Genomic DNA, 19,102 nt, shown 5'->3' with positions numbered 1-19,102 from the left:
TTGCTTTGGAGGTGCTGATGACTCACGTCAACCGGCTGCCCGCTTTGGTTTACCTGCAACACCTGTACTTCCAGTTCGCCAATGGCGAAACCCTGCTGGAAGACCTCACCCTGTCCATCGACCCTACGCCCACCGGCATCGTGGGGCGCAATGGCTGTGGCAAAAGTATCCTCGCGAGGTTGATCGCCGGCGAGTTGTCACCCTCCTGCGGCACGCTGGATCGCCGGGCGAGCGTGGCGTTTGTGCCTCAGGCCGTGGTGGTCGAGACGGGCGATACGGTCGCCAGCCTCACAGGAACCGCTGACACCTTGGCGGCACTGGATCGTATGGCCATGGGCACCGCCAGTGTGGATGACCTGGCGACGATCGATGAACGCTGGGACCTCGCGGACCGTTTGCGCAGCGCTTTGGATACAGCGGGATTGTCGAAGCTGGGTGTCGACACGCCTGCCGAGCAACTCAGCGGCGGACAACTGGCCCGGGTTGCGATCATCATGGCTGCCCGCGAGTTGCGTCAACCTCCACCTCACGGGCCCGGTACGTGTCGCCGTGCATGGGCCGAACGGTTGCGGCAAGTCCACGCTGCTCAAAGTCTTGGCTGGCCAACGGCAAGCGGTCGCAGGGGAATGCAGCGTGCATGTGCCCAGTGCCTATATCGATCAGCATCTGGGCTTGCTGGACAATCATCGCTCGATCATCGAGCAGCTCAACCTGTTGGGCACGCCGCTGACCGAAGCCGAGCTGCGCACGCGCTTGGCCTTGCTGCAACTGGACGCGCTGCGCGTGATCCAACCGGTCGCGCAACTCAGCGGCGGCGAACGCCTGAAAGCCGCCATGGCAATCGCCCTGTGGCGCCATGTGCCGGCGCAACTGTTGCTGCTCGACGAACCCAGCAATCACCTGGACCTGGAATCAGTGACGGCTTTCGAGCAGGCGCTGCAAGGGTTTGGCGGAGCGATGGTGGTGGTGTCCCATGATGCGGCGTTTGTGCAGGCGATCCGGCCGACCCACCGGTTGCGCTGGACGCCGGATGGCTGGCGACTGGACGCTGCCTGAGGTCATTGCGTGTGGGCGCAAAGCGTCCTACCGTAGTGGCCGGATAATCTAACCGAGGAACCCGGCCCTATGCTGCCTTCGTCCCGCAAGCCTTACGCCAATGCTGCACTCGCCCATCGACAGCGTTGGCGCGGCCGAGTCGGCTTGATGCTGGTGGCCAGTCTTTCGGTGTTGGCCGGTATGACCGATGCCATCGGCTTTATGGCCAGCGGCGATTTTGTTTCGTTCATGAGCGGCAACACTACGCGCCTGGCCGTAGCGATCAGCGCCGGCGATCTGGGGCTGACGGGGCGCTTGTTATTGCTGGTCGCCACCTTCGTGGTCGGCAACGCATTGGGCGTGGTGGTCAGTCGCTTTGGCCGGCGGCATACGCTGCCTTTGCTGTTATGTATCGCGGCTTTTTTGTGCGCCGGTGCGCTGTGGCCATCAGACGATACCTTGCCCGCGCTGCTGGCGGCGATCATCGCAATGGGCATGCTCAATGCGGCCGTCGAAGAGGTCAACGGTTTGCCCGTGGGCCTTACCTATGTCACCGGGGCGCTGTCACGCTTTGGTCGTGGCCTGGGTCGCTGGATGCTGGGGGAAAGGCGTAACGGCTGGCGGGTGCAGTTGATCCCGTGGGGCGGCATGTTTGTGGGGGCAGTCATTGGCGCGTTGCTGGAGCAGCATATGGGCCTGAAGGCGTTGCTGGTCAGCAGTGGGTTGGCTGGGGTGTTGGGGCTGGTGTCGCTGAAGATTCCGCGTCGCTGGCACTTGGGGTTTATGCCGCGATAAGGGCCAAAGATGCTCGCCCGACGGTATGGCCTCGACGTCCGTGTACCGGTAAAGAGCCATCACGCCGGGCAAGCGGTGGGAATAATAAGCCAATGTCCGGCGGCTGTCCCGCCGGGCGTTTCCTAAAAACACTAAGGCAACGGATTACAGACAAGTCGCCAGCGCTGCCAATCGACGTTTGGCGGGCATCGTGTCTTCGCCGGCGTAGTACTTGATGGACGATCCTGCACCGGCACTTTGCACGTCGGCGAAGTAATCCCCGCCCCTGGTATAGACGGTGAAACCACCGGCGCCATTCGGCTCCTTGAAGCCACTGGCATCGACGCCGTACACGCTTTCATCCTGCCAGCCAAATTGAATGCACTCGGCAACCACCACCGTGGCCTTGTCCGATGCCAGGGTCTTGTAGGGCGCTCCCGAGCGCGCTTCGTTCATCTTCGAACCTGCGCAGCCGGCCAGTGCTGCCACGACCAATGCGCCTATAACCACCTTGTGCATGCCATCGCCTCCTTGAAAAAAACGCGACTGTAGCATTGCCGCGCAACTGACTGGCGCCTGGATGAATTTTGTTTCACGGTGACGCAGGCGAACGCCACCTATAGTGGCCTGGCTCATTTTTGAAGACTCCCTTCTGCCCGCCCTCCCGCGGGCTTTTTTTCGTCTGCGCGTCAGAGCCACCAACGGAACAGATAAAACAGCGCCATGCTCAGCACGACCGTGAGCAGCACATTGCGTGTCCAGAACATCAACGCGACCGCACTGATACCCGCCAGCAAATACGGGTTGGCCGGGCTTAGGTTGAGCTGGTGGTCGGCAAGAAAAATAATCGGCCCGCAAATCGCTGTCAGCATCCCCGGCACCGCAAACCCGAGAAACTCCCGCGCGCCACGGTTGAGGCGTACCGGCAGGCGAGGTTCGATAAACAGGTAGCGGTTGAGAAACACCACCAGGCCCATGGCCACAATCATCAGGTAAATCATGGCTGCCCTACTCCCAGTCGCTTGCAGATAAAGCCTGCGCTCATGCCCAACACGCCGGACACCACCACAGCTGACTCCCAGTGCAGGAAGCTCAGCCACACTGAACAGAGCAATGACACCGCTACGCAGACCACCGTAGGCACATCCCGCACCACGGGGGTGATCAAGGCAATGAAGGTCGCGGCAATGGAAAACTCCAGGCCCAGTTGATCGAGACCGGGAATGCTTTTGCCCAGCACAATGCCAGCCAGGGTGAACAGGTTCCAGATGATATAAAACGTCAGGCCGACGCCCAAGGCATACCAGCGATTGAAGGTCTGGCGGTCATAGTGGCTGACCAAGGCGAAGAACTCGTCGGTGAGCAGGAACCCCAGGCTCATGCGCCAGCGGCTATCCAGTGCCGACAACGTTGGACGCATATGCATGCCGTACAGCAAATGCTGGGACGTCAGCAGCAACGTGGTCAGTACGATGGAAATCAGGCTGGCACCACTCTTGACCATGCCAATGGCCACCAGTTGTGCGGCACCGGCAAACACAATGGCGGAGAGGCCTTGGGCCTGCAGCGGGGTGAATTGTGCATCGATGGCCATGGAACCGGCCAACAACCCCCAGGGTGCACAGGCCAACGACAAGGGAATCACTGCAATTGCGCCGCGGGAAAACGCGTGGAGAGGCAAGGCATTGGGCATCTGAAACAGGCTCGTCGGCTGGGGGGCTCCAAGCATGCCTGCCGGTATCAAGATTGTCTTGAACGATATTGCGCGCATCCGCTGTACGCGGAACTGCCCGTTGGGGGGCTATAGCGTCGGCATTGAAGGCTGCATCACAGCAGGCGATAAACCAGCCTGTTGCGCGGTCGGTGTGGATGGCAGATGGGAAAACGCGATGGGAGGTAGGGTGTCAATACCTATCGGGTTCAGGAATGTCCTCATCCGATTGGCGCTGTCACCGGCACTGGTTCCTATGAATAGTTAACCGAATATGGACAACTGCACTGGCCCATCACGCCAGTTTGACCGACACCCATTCGACCGAATCGCGCGCCTCACTCAGCTCGTAAGCATCCTGATTAAGCCGGTGAATGGTATTGAGCAGGCGCTGGCGTAGCACTTCATCGCCGAGCTTCTCGACGGCGCGCATCAGGTCGAACGCCGCGGTTTCGTTATTTTCCGCGACGGAATCCAAGGTCTTGCGCAGGTTACGAGTGGCACGGGGCACGCGGGGTCTTCCTTCTTCAGCAATGGGCGGGCACTTTAGGACATTCGTGTTTCATTTTAATTTCAATCACTTGTGGCTGAGTTGCCGGTGTTTGATCCAGGTCAATTTGAAACAAAGTTTGGCTGAAATATGGGGAAATACGTATATTCCCTAACCGCCATACAACTCCCCATGATCGCAGACCACTACGGGCCAGCATCGCTGCTGAGCTGCCGGAGCGTTAATTCATGCTTGTCGCCGTTGCCATTTTCATCGTCACCATCATCCTGGTCATCTGGCAGCCCAAGGGCCTCGGCGTTGGCTGGAGCGCAACCCTCGGCGCGATCCTGGCCCTGGCCTGCGGCGCGGTCAGCCTGGGCGATATCCCGGTGGTGTGGCACATCATCTGGAACGCCACCGGTACGTTTGTCGCGCTGATCATCATCAGCCTGTTGCTGGATGAAGCCGGGTTCTTTGCCTGGACCGCCCTGCATGTGGCGCGCTGGGGCCGCGGGCGTGGTCGGCGGTTGTTTGCCTATATGGTGCTGCTCGGTGCGCTGGTATCGGCGCTGTTTGCCAACGACGGCGCGGCGCTGATCCTCACCCCCATTGTCATGTCGATGCTGCTGGCCCTGCGTTTTTCACCGGCGGCCACCCTGGCGTTTGTCATGGGCGCAGGGTTTATCGCCGATACGGCAAGCCTGCCGCTGGTGGTGTCGAACCTGGTGAATATCGTATCGGCGGACTACTTCAAGATCGGCTTCAACGAATACGCGGCAGTGATGGTGCCGGTCAACCTCGTCAGCGTCGCGGCCACCCTCGCCATATTGCTGTGGTTCTTTCGCCGCGACATCCCGCACACCTACGACCCCGCCGACCTTGCAGACCCCGCCAGCGCCATTCATGACCGCGCCACCTTCCGTGCCGGCTGGTGGGTGCTGGGGATCCTGTTGATCGGCTGCTTTGCACTGGAACCGCTGGGCATTCCGATCAGCGCGATTTCTGCGGTGTGCGCTGTGCTCCTGCTGGTGATCGCCGCCAAGGGCCACAAGATCTCCACGCGCAAAGTGCTGAAGGAAGCTCCGTGGCAGATCGTGATTTTCTCCCTGGGCATGTACCTGGTGGTCTACGGTTTGCGTAACGCTGGCCTCACCACCTACCTGGCGACCTGGCTTGATACCTTTGCCACTTACGGTGTCTGGGGCGCGGCCATGGGCACCGGGGTGCTGACGGCCTTGCTGTCCTCTGCGATGAACAACCTCCCGACGGTCTTGATCGGCGCGCTGTCCATCGAGTCGAGCCATGCCGTGGGCGTGGTCAAGGACGCGATGATCTACGCCAACGTGATCGGCAGCGACCTGGGCCCGAAAATCACCCCCATCGGCAGCCTGGCCACCCTGCTATGGCTGCATATCCTTGCACGCAAAGGCATCACCATCACCTGGGGCTACTACTTCAAGGTCGGGATTGTGCTGACCTTGCCGGTGCTGCTGATCACCCTCGCCGCCCTCGCGTTGCGCCTGAGTGTCTGACGGAGAGACTGCAATGAAAGTCCTGTTCATGTGCACCGCCAACAGCTGCCGCAGTATCTTGTCCGAAGCAGTGTTCAACCACCTCGCGCCGCCAGGTTTCGAGGCCATCAGCTCAGGCAGTTTTCCCAAGGGCCAGGTGCTGCCGCGCAGCCTGAGCACGCTGCAGGCAGCGGGCATCAGTACCGAAGGGTTGTACAGCAAGGGCAACGACGCCTTTGAAGGCAGCCCACCGGATTTGGTTATCACCGTCTGCGACAAGGCCGCCGGCGAAGCCTGCCCGGTGTATTTCGGGCCGGCGCTCAAGGCGCACTGGGGGTTAGAGGACCCGTCGGATGTCCACGGCGATGAAGCTTGCGTGGACGCAGCGTTCAAGGCCACGCTCACGATCATCGAACGTCGCTGCCAGGCATTTTTCGCCCTGCCGTTTGCCTGTCTCGATCCTGCCCGACTAAAGGTTGAGTTATCCCGTATCGCCGCGTTGTAACGGGAGAACGCAATGACTCACACGGGTCAATCAATAGTCGATCTGGCCCGTGCTGCCAGCGTATGCTCATGCCCACTTCCTGACTGAGCTTGCGCAATGAGCACGATGCAACACGCCTGGCTGGGCCACTACGAAGTCAGCAGCACCGTCTGCACCGGCCTGACCTTCGCCCGCCACAGCCATGACGAATGTGTGATCGGCGTAAACCTGGTCGGTGAGGAAAAAGTCTGGCTGGACCGCCGGGAGTTCGACGCCGGGCCGGGCAGCATTACCCTGTACAACCCTGGGCAGATTCAAGGCGGTGGTGCGGCGGATGGCGCACCGTGGCAGTTCGTCAGCCTTTATGTCACTGCGGATCAATTAGCAGCGGACCTGGGCTTGGCGCATCTGGAGTTTGATCGCTCGTTATGTGTTCAACCACTGCTCGCGCAACGCCTGGCAGCGGCGGTGAAAGGCGCTTTGTGCGCTGATGCGCTGGTCCGTGACCTGAATGAAGACGCCATGGTGGTGCTGCTCGGTGAGGTGGTTGCCATGAGCGGCGTACGCCTGCCCGGCAGTACGGCGACGGGTAAAGCCATGGTCCTGCGTGCCCAGGAGTTGCTGGCCGAGCACCTGCATCACTCGCTGCCCTTGGACCACCTCGGCGACGAGTTGGGGCTGTCCAAATTCCACCTGTTACGGGCCTTCCAAAAAGAGACCGGACTCAGCCCTCGCCAGTGGGCCATGCAACTGCGCACCCGTCGTGCGAAGGGGTTGTTGCGTAACGGCGCCGCCGCGTCGGACGTCGCTCAGGACCTGGGGTTTGCCGACCAGAGCCACCTCAATCGGCATTTTCGCGCGGCGTACGGCATGACTCCGGGTCGTTACCAGAGCGCAGTGAAACGCTGAGCAGCGCAATCTGGTTCAAGACAGCCTTCGCCCCGCGCCTCACACTGCCCTCCTCATTGGAAGGATCGCGGGCATGCTGACAATCTTTTTCTACGCGCTGGTATTCGGTTTTGTGTTTTGCCTGTCCCCTGGCGCCGTGTTGGCGGAGACCTTGCGACGCGGCTTGCTACACGGCTTTACCCCTGCGCTGATGGTGCAGATCGGCTCGCTGGTCGGTGATGCTGTCTGGGCCGTTATCGGCCTGACCGGCATTGCCCTGCTTATCCAGCATGACGCCGTGCGTGTGCCGCTGACCGTTGTCTGCGCGCTGTACCTGGCGTGGCTCGGCGTACGCAGCCTGATCGATGCGTGGCAGTTACCACAAGCCGGCAACGCACCGGCCAGTTCCGGACAGAATGCCTTGGCGGTGGGCGCGGCGATTTCCCTGGCTAATCCGAAAAACATTGTTTACTGGGGCGCGCTGGGCAGTGCGCTGTCCGGCATCGTCGGCGCCACGCCCAGTCATGGGCAAACCCTGATGTTTTTTGCCGGCTTCATGCTGGCGTCAGTGTTGTCCTGCTTTCTGATCGCAGCGCTGGTGAACCTGTTGCGCAAGAATGCTTCGCCCCTGTGGCAACGTATCAGTTATGGCACCTGCGGGTTGGTATTGATCTATCTGGCGATTCTCGCGGCACAAGGTATATGAAGTTATATATCGCGTAACTTCCAGCGCCTCTCGCCTGAATAAACTCTGAACACTGGGTAATTTAATTAATCATGCGTTGACATTTTGTAAGCGCCTGAGTAGATTGCCCCTGCCCGCAACTGGGGCCTTTTTTAAACCTCACAAAAGAAGCCAATGGACACAGTATCTAGTCGCTGTCCGAGCACCGCGTTTGCGGGCGTCGGGCGCCAAACCCAGAATATGACAGGACTCGCCTCCCCGGTCCGGTAAGCTGCGCTAGAGCTTGATGCTCCACCGTAACTGCCTCGCCGGATGCCCGTCCGGTCCCGAGGTGTGTTATGACCTTCCAACTCCTTGTTTTGCCTGATGTACGCACGCTAGCCGCAGCCCTGCGCGCCAAGCTGTGCCGGGCGCCCGCAGGCTTTGCCCCGGCCCGCCCGACCTTTGTTGCACCCTCCCCTCAAGTGTATCCAGCGCGCCCGCTGGCGCACTGGCGTATCTGCCCGCAAAGCGGCCAATTGGTGCAGCAGTGGGACCACGCCGCCCCTCAAGACCCTCAGAGACCGAAGGTTTCCAGCCTGGAGCAAGCCAGCTTGATGCTCGGTCTGTATGTGAGCGCCCGCGCCGCCTGAGCTGGCTGGAAACAGCAACTTTCTTATTAATACTCTGGAGTTCTTTATGGACTTATCCAGTCGTAGCCCGCTGCGTGTTAGTTAACTAACACGCTGTTGGCGGGCACTGTAGAAGTGATGTGAATACTTTATTTAAACCGATCGCCAAGTTGGCGGCCCGGCATGCTGTTGCTCGCCTGTAATCAGGTAAGTACCGGTATGTTTTGTCGAGAGCCGGCGACAGGAGTACAAACAATGAGCGCCGTAAAAAACACGCCACTGAGCAAGAAAAAAGGCATCGACGAAGGCACCAGACTGTCGATGCGTGCCGCCCGCGAAGCCCACAATGGCCTGCAAGCCACCCTCGCCAACGTCCGTGCCACCCAGGATGGCCTGACCGAACTGGACGCCTCTGCCCGCCTGCAACGGGAAGGCTATAACGAAGTTGCCCACGACAAGCCGCCCCATGCACTCATCCAGTTCCTGCACGCACTGAACAACCCGTTCATCTACGTACTACTGACCCTGGGCGCCATCAGCTTCTTTACCGATTGCTGGCTGCCGATGCAGGCAGGTGAAGACGCTGACCCGACCAAAGTCATCATTATCATGACCATGGTCCTGCTCAGCAGCCTGCTGCGCTTCTGGCAGGAGCACCGCTCGGCCAAATCCGCCGAGGCCTTGAAAGCCATGGTCCGCACCACCGCTACCGTGCTGCGCCGTGAGCAGGTGGGCAGCCAACCGACCCTGCGCGAAGTGCCGATGCGCGACCTGGTGGCCGGCGATATCGTGCAGCTTTCGGCCGGTGACATGATCCCCGCCGACATCCGCCTGATCGAATCCCGCGATCTGTTTATCAGCCAGGCCGTGCTCACCGGCGAAGCCTTGCCGGTGGAGAAGTACGACACCCTGGGCGACGTCACGCAAAAATCCGCCGGCCCGGTGAGCGCCGATCAAGGCAACCTGCTGGATCTGCCAAACATTTGTTTCATGGGTACCAACGTGGTCAGCGGCCGGGCCAGGGCCGTGGTGGTGGCCACCGGAGCGCGTACGTATTTCGGCTCCCTGGCCAAGGCGATTGTTGGCTCACGGGTGCAGACCGCGTTCGACCGTGGAGTGAACAGCGTCAGCTGGTTGTTGATCCGGTTCATGCTGGTGATGGTGCCGATTGTCTTCTTCCTCAACGGCTTCTCCAAAGGTGACTGGGGCGACGCCTTCCTGTTTGCCCTGGCGGTGGCCGTGGGCCTCACCCCGGAAATGCTGCCGATGATCGTCAGCGCCAACCTGGCCAAGGGCGCCACGGCCATGGCCAAGCGCAAAGTGGTGGTCAAGCGCTTGAATGCGATCCAGAACTTTGGCTCCATGGATGTGTTGTGCACCGACAAGACCGGCACCCTGACCCAGGACAAAATCATCCTCGAACATCACGTCAACGCCTTTGGCCAACGCGATGATGCCGTGCTGTCCCTGGCCTGGCTCAACAGCTATCACCAGAGCGGCATGAAGAACCTGATGGATCAGGCAGTGGTGCAGTTTTCAGAGCAGAATCCGAAATTCCAGGTGCCGTTTGCCTACAGCAAGGTCGATGAATTGCCCTTCGACTTCGTCCGCCGTCGCCTGTCCATCGTGGTCAAGGACGCGGCCGACGACCATCTGCTGGTGTGCAAAGGCGCGGTGGAAGAGATGCTCGGCATTGCCACCCATCTGCTGGACGCCGGCACCGCCGTGCCATTGGATGAACGCCGCCGCGAGGAACTGCTGGCGATTGCCAACGATTACAACGAAGACGGCTTTCGGGTGCTGGTGGTGGCGACTCGCACGATCCCCAAGGCGCTGGCACGCCAGCAGTACACCACCGGCGATGAACGCAACCTGGTGATCCAGGGGTTCCTGACCTTCCTCGATCCACCCAAGGAAACCGCCGGCCCGGCGATTGCTGCACTGCAACAGATCGGCGTAGCGGTCAAAGTGCTGACCGGCGACAACGCGGTGGTCACCAGCAAGATCTGCCGTCAGGTCGGCCTTGAGCCCGGCCGGCCGCTGCTGGGGGTGGAGATCGAATTGATGGACGACGCCAGCCTGGCACGTCACGTTGAAGAACGTACGGTGTTCGCCAAGCTCACGCCGTTGCAGAAGTCCCGTGTGCTCAAGGCCCTGCAAGCCAACGGCCACACCGTGGGTTTTCTCGGTGACGGCATCAACGATGCCCCGGCCCTGCGCGATGCCGACGTCGGCATCTCGGTGGACAGCGGCACCGACATCGCCAAGGAATCGGCCGACATCATCCTCCTGGAAAAGAGCCTGATGGTGCTGGAAGAAGGCGTGCTCAAGGGCCGCGAAACCTTCGGCAATATCATGAAGTACCTGAACATGACCGCCAGCTCCAACTTCGGCAATGTGTTCTCGGTGCTGGTGGCCAGTGCCTTCATCCCCTTCATGCCGATGCTGGCAATCCACTTGCTGCTGCAAAACCTGATGTACGACATCTCCCAGTTGGCGTTGCCGTGGGACAAGATGGACAAGGAATACCTGGCCCAGCCACGCAAGTGGGATGCGAAAAACATCGGCCGTTTCATGCTGTGGATCGGGCCGACCTCGTCGATCTTCGACATCACCACCTTTGCGCTGATGTGGTACGTGTTCGCCGCCAACAGCGTCGAGATGCAGACTCTGTTCCAGTCCGGCTGGTTTATCGAAGGCCTGCTTTCGCAAACCCTCGTGGTGCATATGTTGCGCACCCGCAAGATCCCGTTCTTCCAGAGCACAGCCGCCTGGCCGGTGTTGATGATGACCTGCGTGGTGATCGTGCTGGGGATCTACGTGCCGTTCTCGCCGCTGGGTACCCTGGTGGGCTTGCAACCGCTGCCGCTGGCGTACTTCCCATGGCTGGTGGGCACCTTGGTCAGCTACTGCTGCGTGGCCCAACTGATGAAAACGATCTACATCCGCCGCTTCAAGCAGTGGTACTGATCACCCCTGCCGTTTAAACGGCGGCGGTCGCTGGGCCGCCGCCGCGCCTCACAAGGAACCGGACTATGCGCATCTTGATCTGTGCAGGTCGTCATTACGCCGACACCAAGAAGTCCCGCCACGTGCTGGACGCTTACCACCGCCTGCGCCCGGTGCAGGTATTGATCCACGGCGGCAACCAGTTCCTCGGCAGTGACATCGAGGAATGGGCCCGGGAAATCGGGATCGACGTGGTGCGTTACCCGCCCAACTGGCAACGCCATGGCAAGCAGGCCGAACGCCAGCGCAACCACTTCATGCTGACCGACAGCCGCCCGGATGTGGTCATCGCCCTGCCGGGTGGTGAGGACACATCGGAGCTGGTCTGCCAGGCCAAAGCCAGCGGCATTGCGGTGCTGACTGTAGAAAGCTGAACTCAAGCGAGGTGCATCATGCACACCCCACACACTCCAAAACGCCCTGACGGGTTTGCCAAATACCGTGCGCGTCACGGCCGTAATGTGCGCCACAGCCTGCTGCTGTTGCCACCGGCTAAACGCCGTGCATTGCGGCATAACTTAATGTTTATCGGCCTGACGCTGGGCTTTATTTTGCTCATCGCCGTGATATCCAAGGCCAATGCGGCTGGCGGCGCCTATGTGGTCGATGACGGTGCTATCAACGCGCCAGGCGAATGCAACGTAGACGCCTGGTACAGCGCTTATCGCCACGACGGCAGCAGCCACAGCGAAACACTGTCGCCGGCCTGTACGTTCAGTGCCATGCCTGCGGTGCAATGGGGCGCAGCACTGTCACGTGCCAGCGGCGAAAGCCAGCTCAGCCCGCAACTCAAGGCCCAGGTGCTGTCACGGGATGATCTTGGGCTGCAGCTGGCGATTGCCGGCGGCGCGCACTTTGCCCAGGACCGCAGGCATGCGTATGACGGCGCGGATTTCAACGTCCCCCTGACGTGGCAGCCGCTGGCGCCGCTGCGCCTGAATCTGAATGCCGGCTGGACCCATGCCTATAACGACGGCGATGAAAAACACCGCCTGACCTGGGGCACCGGTTTTGAGTATCAGCCGGTACCCATGCTGACGCTGATCGCCGAGCGTTATGGTCAGGCCGGCGGCGACCAGGCATGGCAGGCCGGGCCACGCTTGCATCTCGGGACATACGTCGATGTGGACGTTGTGGTTGGGCGCAGCCTGATCGGCGAGCGTGAACAATGGTTGACGACCGGCGCTACGTTGCGGTTCTAGGCCTTGGCCTGTTGCTCCAGACGCAGCTGGCAATCAAGGCGCGCAACACTGCATGGCTGTGGGCCTCGGCTTCGGGGCCATCAAACTGGTCGACTGTCTGGAAGGACGCGTTGGCGTAGTATTGGCGTTCAACAACCATCGCCCGCCACTGCCGGAACACCCCGACCGCCGAGCGGGCGCGCAGCCAACCAGGGAACACCCGTGAACCGAATCGAGCAGATCGCACTGATGGCGACCTACAACCAGTGGATGAACCGCAAGGTCTATGAGGCCGCCGCCAAGCTTTCAGATGCGCAGTTACGCGCGGATCGCCAGGCTTTTTTCGGCTCGATCCTGGGCACGCTCAACCACCTGGTGCTGGGTGATACGGTCTGGCTCAAGCGCTTCGCCCAACAGCCTGCAGGCTCTACCGCGCTGGCCCCCTTGGCGGCCATTGCCATGCCTGTCGATCTCAAGCACCTGGCCTTCGCCGACCTGAGCGCACTGGCGGCGCGCCGCACCTGGCTGGACCAACTGATCATCGACTGGGCCAACCTGTTGCGCGAGCCCGACCTCGACCTACGCCTGCACTACCACAACATGCGTGGCGTTGCCGCCGACAAGCCGTTTGCCAGCCTGCTGCTGCACTTCTTCAACCATCAGACCCACCATCGGGGCCAGGCGACGACCCTGCTGACTCAAGCCGGGGTGGATGTCGGCGACACGGACCTGCTGGCATTGATCGATTGACGTCAACGGGCACTGAACACGGCGTAGGCCTGCATCAAACGCGGGAAGTCCTGGGGTTCAGGCAGTTGCGCAAAGCTTTCGACCGCCGGGGTCGTGGCCCAGGGCAGTTTTTCGCTGGTCCAGGTTTCCATAAACGGCACATACCCGCTGGCGTTATCCAGCAAGGTCGCACGCACATTGACGAACTCATCAATGCCATGGGGGCGAGTAAACAGCCAGCTCATGCAATGTGGGCACATATAATGACGGTCCGCCCCGTGCAGGCCACCGGTCACCGGGCAGCCCTGGGTCACGGTGAAGGCGCTGGCCGGGAACAACGCACTGAGGGAGAACGCGCTGGAGGTCATTTTCTGACACCCCGTGCAATGGCAGGCCATGGTGATCACAGGCGCCTCACTCACACTGAAACGCACACGACTACAGCGGCAACTGCCTTCCTGGGGCAGAGTCTGGACACTCATCACTCATTCCTTTTTATGATTAGGGGAGTGGCAGGGTAGCGTCCAGGTTTGGCCTTGAACAGGTTGGCGCCATAAACGAACGTTTGCGGATACGGCGCGTCAACCGATGCATTGACGGGCTGCCAAGGTGGCATATCGCTACGGCTGTTTGGTATGAGTCTTGTTCCCAAGCCGTGGGAATCCTCTGGATTTTCTCTTAAAGCCTCCGTAGATCACTGATCTTTCGAGCTTTTTCACCCTGGCCCGCGCACAACAAAGCTGCTTTGCGGCCTTGCGCATACGCGCCTGGATCTATATATTCCCAACCCTGCTGCATCGCGCTACCGCCCGAATGGCGAAACTGGTAGACGCATGGGACTTAAAATCCCCCGCTCGTAAGGGCGTCCCGGTTCGATTCCGGGTTCGGGCACCAAGGATATCAAGGGCTTGCCGGGGAAACCTGGGCAGGCCCTTATCTTTTCTGCTCCGCAATTTCAGAACCTGCTCCGCAATTCCCATCCCCGGCGTCCTGCCGACCGAACACAAACTCCCCGAAGAACACCGACTGCTACGCTGTTCACTCAACCAGAGGAACGCCAATGCCCAACTCAGATCTGCTCCCTTCCCTGCTTTCCAAGCTCTACGAAAACCAGCTTGCCCTGGAAGCCTCCATCATGGAGCTATCGAACTGGGTGGAGCAGCGTGGGTCAGCAGATGTCGCCGAGAACATCCGGGGCGCGCTGCACACCATCGACGAGAACGAAGAGTTCATAAAACTCACGCTGGCCGTGCTGATGTCACCGGAGTAACACTACAGCTCGTCGCCTTGAATCGCGTAACCATGGATCCTCGATTACTGTACGTACATACAGCATTTGGATCGACCCCCCATGAACATCGACGAAGACACCTCGGCGTGGCTTGGCTGCCCTACACCCCTGGAAATGTACAAGCATCAGTGCGCGCTGCTGGAAGACGAGCTCAACCAGACCCAATCGGCGCTGAACAAGGCGCGGCGCAATATCGCAGGCCTGATTCAGTTAAGCGATGACCTAGCCACTGGCAAGACATCCGCCGAGGACGCGCTCAATAAAGCGCGCTCGGAGGTTTCCAGGCTCAACCGCGAAAACTCGGAAATGGACAGGAAGATAAACGGCCTTCTGACCGTGGCCGAGCAGCGCGATCACCTATTCAGGGAGAACCAGGAACTTCTTAGTCAGATTCGCGAGGCTAAAACTACGAGCGGGAGCTAGGCTGGGTTGGTGCGGGGAGGTACAAACTATGTGCGGAAGATTGACGCAGTACCGAGGAATCCACGACTTCGTTGCAGCGCTGAGCATGCCCAATGCGCTGGCGAACTCCGTGGGTGATCAGCCGATTGAGCGTTACAACGTGGCGCCCTCAACTGCGGTTGCACTTCTGCACCTGCAGGGCGACTTGCTCCACGCCGATCCAGTTCGCTGGGGCTGGCGCCCGCACTGGGCAAAAGACCGCGCCGCGCCGATCAATGCCCGCGTGGAGAAAGTGGCCCACGGACCGTTCTTCCGGTCGATATGGCCACATCGTGCCATTACTCCCATCGACAACTGGTTTGAGTGGGTAGATGAAGGCGGGACCAAGAAGCAGCCCTACCTCATCCGCCGGCGGGATCGTGCACCCATATTCTGTGCCGCCATCGGCCAGCTACCGGATGCTGATGAAGGCCCGGGCGAGCATGATGGCTTCGTGATCATCACCGCCGACAGCGCCGGGGGAATGGTGGACATTCACGACCGGCGCCCTGTGGTGCTGACCCCGGACTTGGCGCGGGAATGGTTGGACCCAGCCACGCCCAAGGAGCGAGCCGAGCAGATGGTGCTTCACCAGGGTGAACCGTCTGAGGTGTTCGAGTGGTTCAGGGTCGATACGGCTGTGGGCAACGTGCGCAATAAGGGGCCCGAGCTGATTCAACCGATCAGCGAGTAAGAGCCCTGACGTACGCCTGACAAGCACGCAGCGCGATTATGGCGTTATCCCCATCATCGGTGACGCGGATAATTCTTTGAGAATGCGCTGGGTCAAGTTGGGCTCGACGGGCTGCATGAACCACGCCGACGGTGCCGGGGGTGGTAGGCACGTTGCAGCCACTGGCTGAGTCCTCGATGAGGACTGACAGCCGGACATCAGCAGTAGCAAGCTGATCACGTAGCAGAGCCTGGTTACGCTGGGCATCGGATAATTCCTTGGTGTGTTGTTGGTCTTGACCGGCGAGCGTTTGCTCCAGGGTCAGGCGTTTCTCGGTTTCGTCTCGGGCCTGCTTGGCGGCGGCGGCACCTATCAACGACAGGTCATCCTTATATAAGCCGGCCTGCTCGGCGAGCTTCTTGCCCATCCGCCACTCTTGAACCTGCCAGGTGACGCCGGCGGCGCTGGCCATCAGCCCCAGGATCAGCAGCGCCAGCCCGAGCAGCTTCTGCAAAGGCGTCATCACGGCACATCCTTGAAGAAGACGTGGTGACCGAGTCGCAGCGTCTGCTTGGCCTTCGCCGCCCAGGCCGGTGCCTTGGGCATCGTGGTTGCGTAGTAGTGCGTGGCACCGCCGGTTGGGTCCGGTACCGAGCCAGACATCACTTGGTCCGCAGCGCGCTGTGCCTGGGTGAACTGCGCCGCCGGGATCGGCTTCACGCCGCTGAGGTAGGCGTAGTTCGGGTCGTTCTGGTTCCAGCAGCTGAACTGCCACGGCTTCAGGCACACGCCGGCGTAGCCCTCCCCCCACCAAGACGTGGCCTTGCCGTCGATCACGCGGTTACGGATCGTCCAGGCCACGGCAATCTGCCCCTCCAAGCCTTCCCCGCGGGCCTCGCCCCACAGCGTGCGCGCCAGGATGTCGCGGTCTCTTTCGGAAGTGGTCATACTTTTCTCCAGGCAAAATAAAACCCGCTCAAGGCGGGTGACGGTGTTCGGTGACTTATCAGGCAGGTCGAATTGGGCGCTTGGTAATGTCGGGGAATTCAGCGTTGGTGTCGGTCCAGTTGCTGACCTGACCTCGGTACTTCAACCACTGCTTTCGGGTGCCAGGCAAAAGATCCGCCGGCGGCACATCCGCATCAGCCTCTTCGATGGCCTCCAACTGGCGAGCAACAACAGGAAGTTCGGTGATGCGCCAGGCGCTCTCAGCAACGGCCCGCAAATCATCTTCTGTTGGCAGAGGGATCGGCTCCAGAGTCGGCACGCCAGAATCATCCAGCACAATGCTGTTGCCCTCCCCGCGACCATCAAGTAAGCGGCAATACTCTTCATCCGTCAGAAGAACAAAGCCTTCTTGATCTTCAGATTGAAAAGTCATCGTCTCGGGATCGAAGTACATATCAAATTCCTTTCGCGTACCAAGTCACATTGATCGGCGTATTAGCGTGCCCCGAAGCAATCCTGAACTGAGTCAAGCTTATCGGGATCGCCGTGTTGTTTGCTTCGGCCGCACTGCCGCGCCCGCTCAATGCGGTTGTTGTTAAGAAGCATCGAATCGAGGTCGTGAAAGGTGTGTTGAACGAAAACACGACTCCAGCTTGATCGTTACTCACGCTCACAGTCCCCCATTGCTCGGTGACATTGTCTGAATATTTGGCCCAGCCGTTGGTAGCAGTTCCGCCACTAGATACAAGGCTGATTTTTGAATTCAGGGCAGTAGCCAGATTGGCATTATCAGTTGGAGACCCGACCAAACTTGAGAAGGAACCCTCTGGACTCCAGGCGCCCCATGCACTGCCAACCATGCACCGAATCGCCCTGAGGTTGCTGGTGATGCCGAAGGCCTCCTGGGTCAAGTATGCCGCCGCACCATGCACGGATACCCGTATGTAGATCGGCCCTGCTGAAAAGTTAGGCGGCCCGTTTGTATACGTTGCATTAAGGGCATATAAGCCAGACCGCTGAATGGTATTGCAGTCGGTGCCGGCGCCCATGAGGATCGCGACACCTCCGTTCCACCCAGCGTGCCCAACTTGTAGAACCTCCCCGGCCGTTGAACTGGTTGCGGCAGCCTTTACTAAGCCAAGAGCTGTTTGTGCGGCAGCCGGCGTTTTACCGCCTGTGCCGCCGTACGCCACGGAAAGCGCAGTCGTCAACCCGCTGAGGGAGGTGATATCACTATTAGCGCCAGCCGATGCCTTGTTCGCAGCCGAGGCGGCTGCCGCCTCCGCCCTTGTTGCAGAGTTACCCGCATTTGTTTCACTCGTTTTAGATGCGTTCTTGCTGGCCAAGGCCTCGCTCGCACTCTGCACTGCCTGATCTTTGGCGCTAGACGCTGTAGTCGCCGACGACGCAGCAGCATTCTTGCTCTGGGTCGCCGATGCCTCCAGCGTTGTTACCGCATCCTTGGAGGCGCTCGCAGAGGCAGCCGCCGTTTGAGCCAAGGCGACTTGCGCAGTCATATCCGTCGCGGTGGCTCCGATGACTTTGGTCGCGGCGCGCAACTGATCAGCCGAATCCTTGAGGTATCCCTGAAGCGGCGCCAAAGAGTACGTGCCACCCGAGGCCGTTACTCCCTGGTAATTCGGAGAGATCGACAACGCCGTGTCGCTGGCGATGTTCGTCACTTCGTACCATTTTCCGTCAGGACCACGGAAGCCATCACCCACCCGCGCATTCGCGATGAAGGATGTAGCGGCACCTAGAACAGCATTACTTCCAGCTGTTACAGAAACCGTGCCCGTCTTGTACCAGCCCATACTTTTCTCCAGGCAACAAAAAAACCGCACATGGCGGCCTTATAAATATTGATAAAACAGGTAATCAGGAAATGGGTTTCGCAAAAACTACAGGGATAAACAGAGAGGTTTGCAGGTCAACCCCAACAGCCTGAATCACAAGCCTGTCGTTATGGTACTCCCATACCGCGTATAAGTTTCCCTGCCGGGACGTGCTCCCCGCAACGTCCATAGCGATGTTATTGAGCAACATAAAATCGCCACTTGTAAGACTTGAAGGAGCCGTCCAACTAAGACGGGAAGTTCCCTGGTCAGTTGTGGATGAGCCGAGATATGACCAGCCAGTAATCGTTCTGGTGAATTGCGCGCATGGAGTCCCACTGTCAAATAGAAGTTTCGAAGACCCATCCCATATCCGAAATCCAAACTTTGCAGTTGGTTCTGATTTAAACGCGGCGGCAAACCAATTTCCAGAGCTGGGCTGACCCGTAATCCCCGAAAAAGAGAATCCTGTCCATGCCCCCGCCGAACCTCTAACCACACAAAAACATAGCATTACGGATAAGGCCGGCCTTACAAAGACCAATGGCGGCTCATCGGTTGTAATTGCTTTCGAAAACGGTACATATGCGCCTGAACTGGACGAGCTCCAGGTTCCTTTTTCAAGAATCACAAGCCTCGCAAATTCGGAATCAAGTGTGACGACATTATTGTCGTTTGTGAAAGTTACACCAAATGTCATTAGCGATACCTCATTACTAATAGTCTTTGAGGTGAAAGACCGAGGGGCCCTGTGGAAGTTGAGGGGTTGCCAAAGTATATGACCACTCCATCCACTACAACGACCG

General features: G+C 59.8%; 22 protein-coding genes, 1 tRNA gene and 2 pseudogenes. 15 read left to right on the top strand and 10 right to left on the bottom strand.

Annotated features, from left to right (window positions below; all coding sequences use genetic code 11):
• The first annotated feature begins 17 nt into the window (after nucleotides 1-17).
• Together NDJ82_RS12575 and NDJ82_RS12570 are read left to right on the top strand one after the other, a co-directional pair.
• A pseudogene (locus tag NDJ82_RS12575) lies at nucleotides 18-1,056 on the top strand (ATP-binding cassette domain-containing protein).
• Between the two features lie 69 nt (nucleotides 1,057-1,125).
• Nucleotides 1,126-1,830 carry a YoaK family protein gene (locus tag NDJ82_RS12570; protein WP_099583046.1) on the top strand — a complete coding sequence of 235 codons (705 nt, stop codon included), beginning with the start codon at nucleotides 1,126-1,128 and terminating at the stop codon, nucleotides 1,828-1,830.
• A gap of 144 nt (nucleotides 1,831-1,974) precedes the next feature.
• Here the strand turns inward: NDJ82_RS12570 and NDJ82_RS12565 are convergent, their stop codons facing one another.
• From NDJ82_RS12565 to NDJ82_RS12550, 4 genes are all read right to left on the bottom strand, one after another.
• Nucleotides 1,975-2,328, bottom strand: coding sequence for a hypothetical protein (locus NDJ82_RS12565; RefSeq protein ID WP_099583047.1), 354 nt, complete (start codon nucleotides 2,326-2,328; stop codon nucleotides 1,975-1,977).
• A 170-nt stretch (nucleotides 2,329-2,498) separates the two neighbouring features.
• Nucleotides 2,499-2,810 carry an AzlD domain-containing protein gene (locus NDJ82_RS12560; protein ID WP_099583048.1) on the bottom strand — a complete coding sequence of 104 codons (312 nt, stop codon included), beginning with the start codon at nucleotides 2,808-2,810 and terminating at the stop codon, nucleotides 2,499-2,501.
• Nucleotides 2,807-3,502 carry an AzlC family ABC transporter permease gene (locus tag NDJ82_RS12555; RefSeq protein ID WP_099583050.1) on the bottom strand — a complete coding sequence of 232 codons (696 nt, stop codon included), beginning with the start codon at nucleotides 3,500-3,502 and terminating at the stop codon, nucleotides 2,807-2,809. Before NDJ82_RS12555 ends, NDJ82_RS12560 begins: the two co-directional genes overlap by 4 nt.
• A 313-nt stretch (nucleotides 3,503-3,815) precedes the next feature.
• Nucleotides 3,816-4,031 (bottom strand): hypothetical protein, encoded by a 216-nt coding sequence (locus NDJ82_RS12550; RefSeq protein WP_250925608.1) that lies wholly within the window; start codon nucleotides 4,029-4,031, stop codon nucleotides 3,816-3,818.
• Between the two features lie 227 nt (nucleotides 4,032-4,258).
• On the opposite strand from NDJ82_RS12550, the gene NDJ82_RS12545 reads away from it, so the two are divergent.
• The 8 genes from NDJ82_RS12545 to NDJ82_RS12510 all read left to right on the top strand — a co-directional run bounded on the left by NDJ82_RS12545 (nucleotide 4,259) and on the right by NDJ82_RS12510 (nucleotide 12,400).
• Nucleotides 4,259-5,542 carry an arsenic transporter gene (locus NDJ82_RS12545; RefSeq protein ID WP_099583053.1) on the top strand — a complete coding sequence of 428 codons (1,284 nt, stop codon included), beginning with the start codon at nucleotides 4,259-4,261 and terminating at the stop codon, nucleotides 5,540-5,542.
• Nucleotides 5,543-5,555: 13 nt separating this feature from the next.
• Nucleotides 5,556-6,026 (top strand): arsenate reductase ArsC, encoded by a 471-nt coding sequence (locus NDJ82_RS12540; RefSeq protein WP_250925607.1) that lies wholly within the window; start codon nucleotides 5,556-5,558, stop codon nucleotides 6,024-6,026.
• Nucleotides 6,027-6,122: 96 nt separating this feature from the next.
• A complete protein-coding gene (locus tag NDJ82_RS12535; protein ID WP_099583056.1) occupies nucleotides 6,123-6,914 on the top strand; it encodes an AraC family transcriptional regulator in 792 nt (263 codons plus the stop codon).
• A 73-nt stretch (nucleotides 6,915-6,987) separates the two neighbouring features.
• Nucleotides 6,988-7,599: a LysE family transporter gene (locus NDJ82_RS12530; RefSeq protein ID WP_250925606.1), complete on the top strand. Its 612-nt coding sequence runs from the start codon at nucleotides 6,988-6,990 to the stop codon at nucleotides 7,597-7,599.
• A gap of 317 nt (nucleotides 7,600-7,916) precedes the next feature.
• Nucleotides 7,917-8,210, top strand: a complete 294-nt coding sequence (locus tag NDJ82_RS12525) for a hypothetical protein (protein WP_250925605.1) — start codon at nucleotides 7,917-7,919, stop codon at nucleotides 8,208-8,210.
• A 234-nt stretch (nucleotides 8,211-8,444) separates the two neighbouring features.
• Nucleotides 8,445-11,159 carry a magnesium-translocating P-type ATPase gene (mgtA, locus tag NDJ82_RS12520; protein ID WP_250925604.1) on the top strand — a complete coding sequence of 905 codons (2,715 nt, stop codon included), beginning with the start codon at nucleotides 8,445-8,447 and terminating at the stop codon, nucleotides 11,157-11,159.
• Nucleotides 11,160-11,224: 65 nt separating this feature from the next.
• Complete coding sequence (locus NDJ82_RS12515; RefSeq protein ID WP_250925603.1) at nucleotides 11,225-11,572, top strand: DUF2493 domain-containing protein; 348 nt, start codon at nucleotides 11,225-11,227, stop codon at nucleotides 11,570-11,572.
• A gap of 18 nt (nucleotides 11,573-11,590) precedes the next feature.
• Nucleotides 11,591-12,400 (top strand): PA4824 family protein, encoded by an 810-nt coding sequence (locus NDJ82_RS12510; protein ID WP_099583065.1) that lies wholly within the window; start codon nucleotides 11,591-11,593, stop codon nucleotides 12,398-12,400.
• Nucleotides 12,401-12,425: 25 nt separating this feature from the next.
• Here the strand turns inward: NDJ82_RS12510 and NDJ82_RS12505 are convergent.
• Nucleotides 12,426-12,503 (bottom strand): annotated as a pseudogene (locus NDJ82_RS12505) (DUF533 domain-containing protein); the annotation flags it as partial.
• A gap of 98 nt (nucleotides 12,504-12,601) precedes the next feature.
• Here NDJ82_RS12505 and NDJ82_RS12500 point away from each other — a divergent pair.
• The gene (locus NDJ82_RS12500; protein WP_250925602.1) at nucleotides 12,602-13,129 is read left to right on the top strand and encodes a DinB family protein; all 528 of its coding nucleotides are present in this window, start codon (nucleotides 12,602-12,604) and stop codon (nucleotides 13,127-13,129) included.
• A 2-nt stretch (nucleotides 13,130-13,131) separates the two neighbouring features.
• On the opposite strand, the gene NDJ82_RS12495 is transcribed toward NDJ82_RS12500, so the two are convergent.
• Entirely contained in the window at nucleotides 13,132-13,590 is a 459-nt protein-coding gene (locus tag NDJ82_RS12495; protein ID WP_250925601.1) for a GFA family protein, read from the bottom strand.
• A 325-nt stretch (nucleotides 13,591-13,915) separates the two neighbouring features.
• Between NDJ82_RS12495 and NDJ82_RS12490 the strand changes: the two genes are divergently transcribed.
• From NDJ82_RS12490 to NDJ82_RS12475, 4 genes are all read left to right on the top strand, one after another.
• A tRNA-Leu gene (locus NDJ82_RS12490) sits at nucleotides 13,916-14,002 on the top strand.
• Between the two features lie 166 nt (nucleotides 14,003-14,168).
• Nucleotides 14,169-14,378 carry a hypothetical protein gene (locus NDJ82_RS12485; protein WP_250925600.1) on the top strand — a complete coding sequence of 70 codons (210 nt, stop codon included), beginning with the start codon at nucleotides 14,169-14,171 and terminating at the stop codon, nucleotides 14,376-14,378.
• A gap of 81 nt (nucleotides 14,379-14,459) precedes the next feature.
• Nucleotides 14,460-14,822, top strand: coding sequence for a hypothetical protein (locus NDJ82_RS12480; RefSeq protein ID WP_250925599.1), 363 nt, complete (start codon nucleotides 14,460-14,462; stop codon nucleotides 14,820-14,822).
• 28 nt (nucleotides 14,823-14,850) lie between these two features.
• Nucleotides 14,851-15,534, top strand: coding sequence for an SOS response-associated peptidase family protein (locus NDJ82_RS12475; RefSeq protein ID WP_250925598.1), 684 nt, complete (start codon nucleotides 14,851-14,853; stop codon nucleotides 15,532-15,534).
• Here the strand turns inward: NDJ82_RS12475 and NDJ82_RS12470 are convergent.
• The 4 genes from NDJ82_RS12470 to NDJ82_RS12455 are packed head-to-tail and all read right to left on the bottom strand — an operon-like array spanning nucleotide 15,524 to nucleotide 18,275.
• Nucleotides 15,524-16,036 carry a lysis system i-spanin subunit Rz gene (locus NDJ82_RS12470; RefSeq protein WP_250925597.1) on the bottom strand — a complete coding sequence of 171 codons (513 nt, stop codon included), beginning with the start codon at nucleotides 16,034-16,036 and terminating at the stop codon, nucleotides 15,524-15,526. The two genes, NDJ82_RS12475 and NDJ82_RS12470, sit on opposite strands and share 11 nt — an antisense overlap.
• Nucleotides 16,036-16,461 (bottom strand): cell wall hydrolase, encoded by a 426-nt coding sequence (locus NDJ82_RS12465; protein WP_191948137.1) that lies wholly within the window; start codon nucleotides 16,459-16,461, stop codon nucleotides 16,036-16,038. Before NDJ82_RS12465 ends, NDJ82_RS12470 begins: the two co-directional genes overlap by 1 nt.
• 58 nt (nucleotides 16,462-16,519) lie before the next feature.
• The gene (locus tag NDJ82_RS12460; protein ID WP_191948136.1) at nucleotides 16,520-16,915 is read right to left on the bottom strand and encodes a hypothetical protein; all 396 of its coding nucleotides are present in this window, start codon (nucleotides 16,913-16,915) and stop codon (nucleotides 16,520-16,522) included.
• A 1-nt stretch (nucleotide 16,916) separates the two neighbouring features.
• The gene (locus tag NDJ82_RS12455) at nucleotides 16,917-18,275 is read right to left on the bottom strand and encodes a pyocin knob domain-containing protein (protein WP_250925596.1); all 1,359 of its coding nucleotides are present in this window, start codon (nucleotides 18,273-18,275) and stop codon (nucleotides 16,917-16,919) included.
• Nucleotides 18,276-19,102 lie beyond the last annotated feature (827 nt).

Source organism: Pseudomonas sp. SR18 (genome assembly GCF_023701505.1).
Classification (GTDB): domain Bacteria; phylum Pseudomonadota; class Gammaproteobacteria; order Pseudomonadales; family Pseudomonadaceae; genus Aquipseudomonas; species Aquipseudomonas cyclaminis.
The sequence above is the reverse complement of the archived record's forward strand: the minus strand, read 5'-3'. Positions and strand labels throughout refer to the sequence as shown.

Bases quoted from the DNA above. Each gene is read 5' to 3' on its own strand.
- NDJ82_RS12515 (WP_250925603.1), top strand. From the start codon at position 11,225: ATGCGCATCTTGATCTGTGCAGGTCGTCATTACGCCGACACCAAGAAG.
- NDJ82_RS12560 (WP_099583048.1), bottom strand. From the start codon at position 2,810: ATGATTTACCTGATGATTGTGGCCATGGGCCTGGTGGTGTTTCTCAAC.
- NDJ82_RS12565 (WP_099583047.1), bottom strand. From the start codon at position 2,328: ATGCACAAGGTGGTTATAGGCGCATTGGTCGTGGCAGCACTGGCCGGC.
- NDJ82_RS12470 (WP_250925597.1), bottom strand. From the start codon at position 16,036: ATGACGCCTTTGCAGAAGCTGCTCGGGCTGGCGCTGCTGATCCTGGGG.
- NDJ82_RS12475 (WP_250925598.1), top strand. From the start codon at position 14,851: ATGTGCGGAAGATTGACGCAGTACCGAGGAATCCACGACTTCGTTGCA.
- NDJ82_RS12460 (WP_191948136.1), bottom strand. From the start codon at position 16,915: ATGTACTTCGATCCCGAGACGATGACTTTTCAATCTGAAGATCAAGAA.
- mgtA (WP_250925604.1), top strand. From the start codon at position 8,445: ATGAGCGCCGTAAAAAACACGCCACTGAGCAAGAAAAAAGGCATCGAC.
- NDJ82_RS12485 (WP_250925600.1), top strand. From the start codon at position 14,169: ATGCCCAACTCAGATCTGCTCCCTTCCCTGCTTTCCAAGCTCTACGAA.
- NDJ82_RS12480 (WP_250925599.1), top strand. From the start codon at position 14,460: ATGAACATCGACGAAGACACCTCGGCGTGGCTTGGCTGCCCTACACCC.
- NDJ82_RS12495 (WP_250925601.1), bottom strand. From the start codon at position 13,590: ATGAGTGTCCAGACTCTGCCCCAGGAAGGCAGTTGCCGCTGTAGTCGT.
- NDJ82_RS12465 (WP_191948137.1), bottom strand. From the start codon at position 16,461: ATGACCACTTCCGAAAGAGACCGCGACATCCTGGCGCGCACGCTGTGG.
- NDJ82_RS12540 (WP_250925607.1), top strand. From the start codon at position 5,556: ATGAAAGTCCTGTTCATGTGCACCGCCAACAGCTGCCGCAGTATCTTG.
- NDJ82_RS12530 (WP_250925606.1), top strand. From the start codon at position 6,988: ATGCTGACAATCTTTTTCTACGCGCTGGTATTCGGTTTTGTGTTTTGC.
- NDJ82_RS12570 (WP_099583046.1), top strand. From the start codon at position 1,126: ATGCTGCCTTCGTCCCGCAAGCCTTACGCCAATGCTGCACTCGCCCAT.
- NDJ82_RS12525 (WP_250925605.1), top strand. From the start codon at position 7,917: ATGACCTTCCAACTCCTTGTTTTGCCTGATGTACGCACGCTAGCCGCA.
- NDJ82_RS12545 (WP_099583053.1), top strand. From the start codon at position 4,259: ATGCTTGTCGCCGTTGCCATTTTCATCGTCACCATCATCCTGGTCATC.
- NDJ82_RS12535 (WP_099583056.1), top strand. From the start codon at position 6,123: ATGAGCACGATGCAACACGCCTGGCTGGGCCACTACGAAGTCAGCAGC.
- NDJ82_RS12510 (WP_099583065.1), top strand. From the start codon at position 11,591: ATGCACACCCCACACACTCCAAAACGCCCTGACGGGTTTGCCAAATAC.
- NDJ82_RS12555 (WP_099583050.1), bottom strand. From the start codon at position 3,502: ATGCCCAATGCCTTGCCTCTCCACGCGTTTTCCCGCGGCGCAATTGCA.
- NDJ82_RS12455 (WP_250925596.1), bottom strand. From the start codon at position 18,275: ATGGGCTGGTACAAGACGGGCACGGTTTCTGTAACAGCTGGAAGTAAT.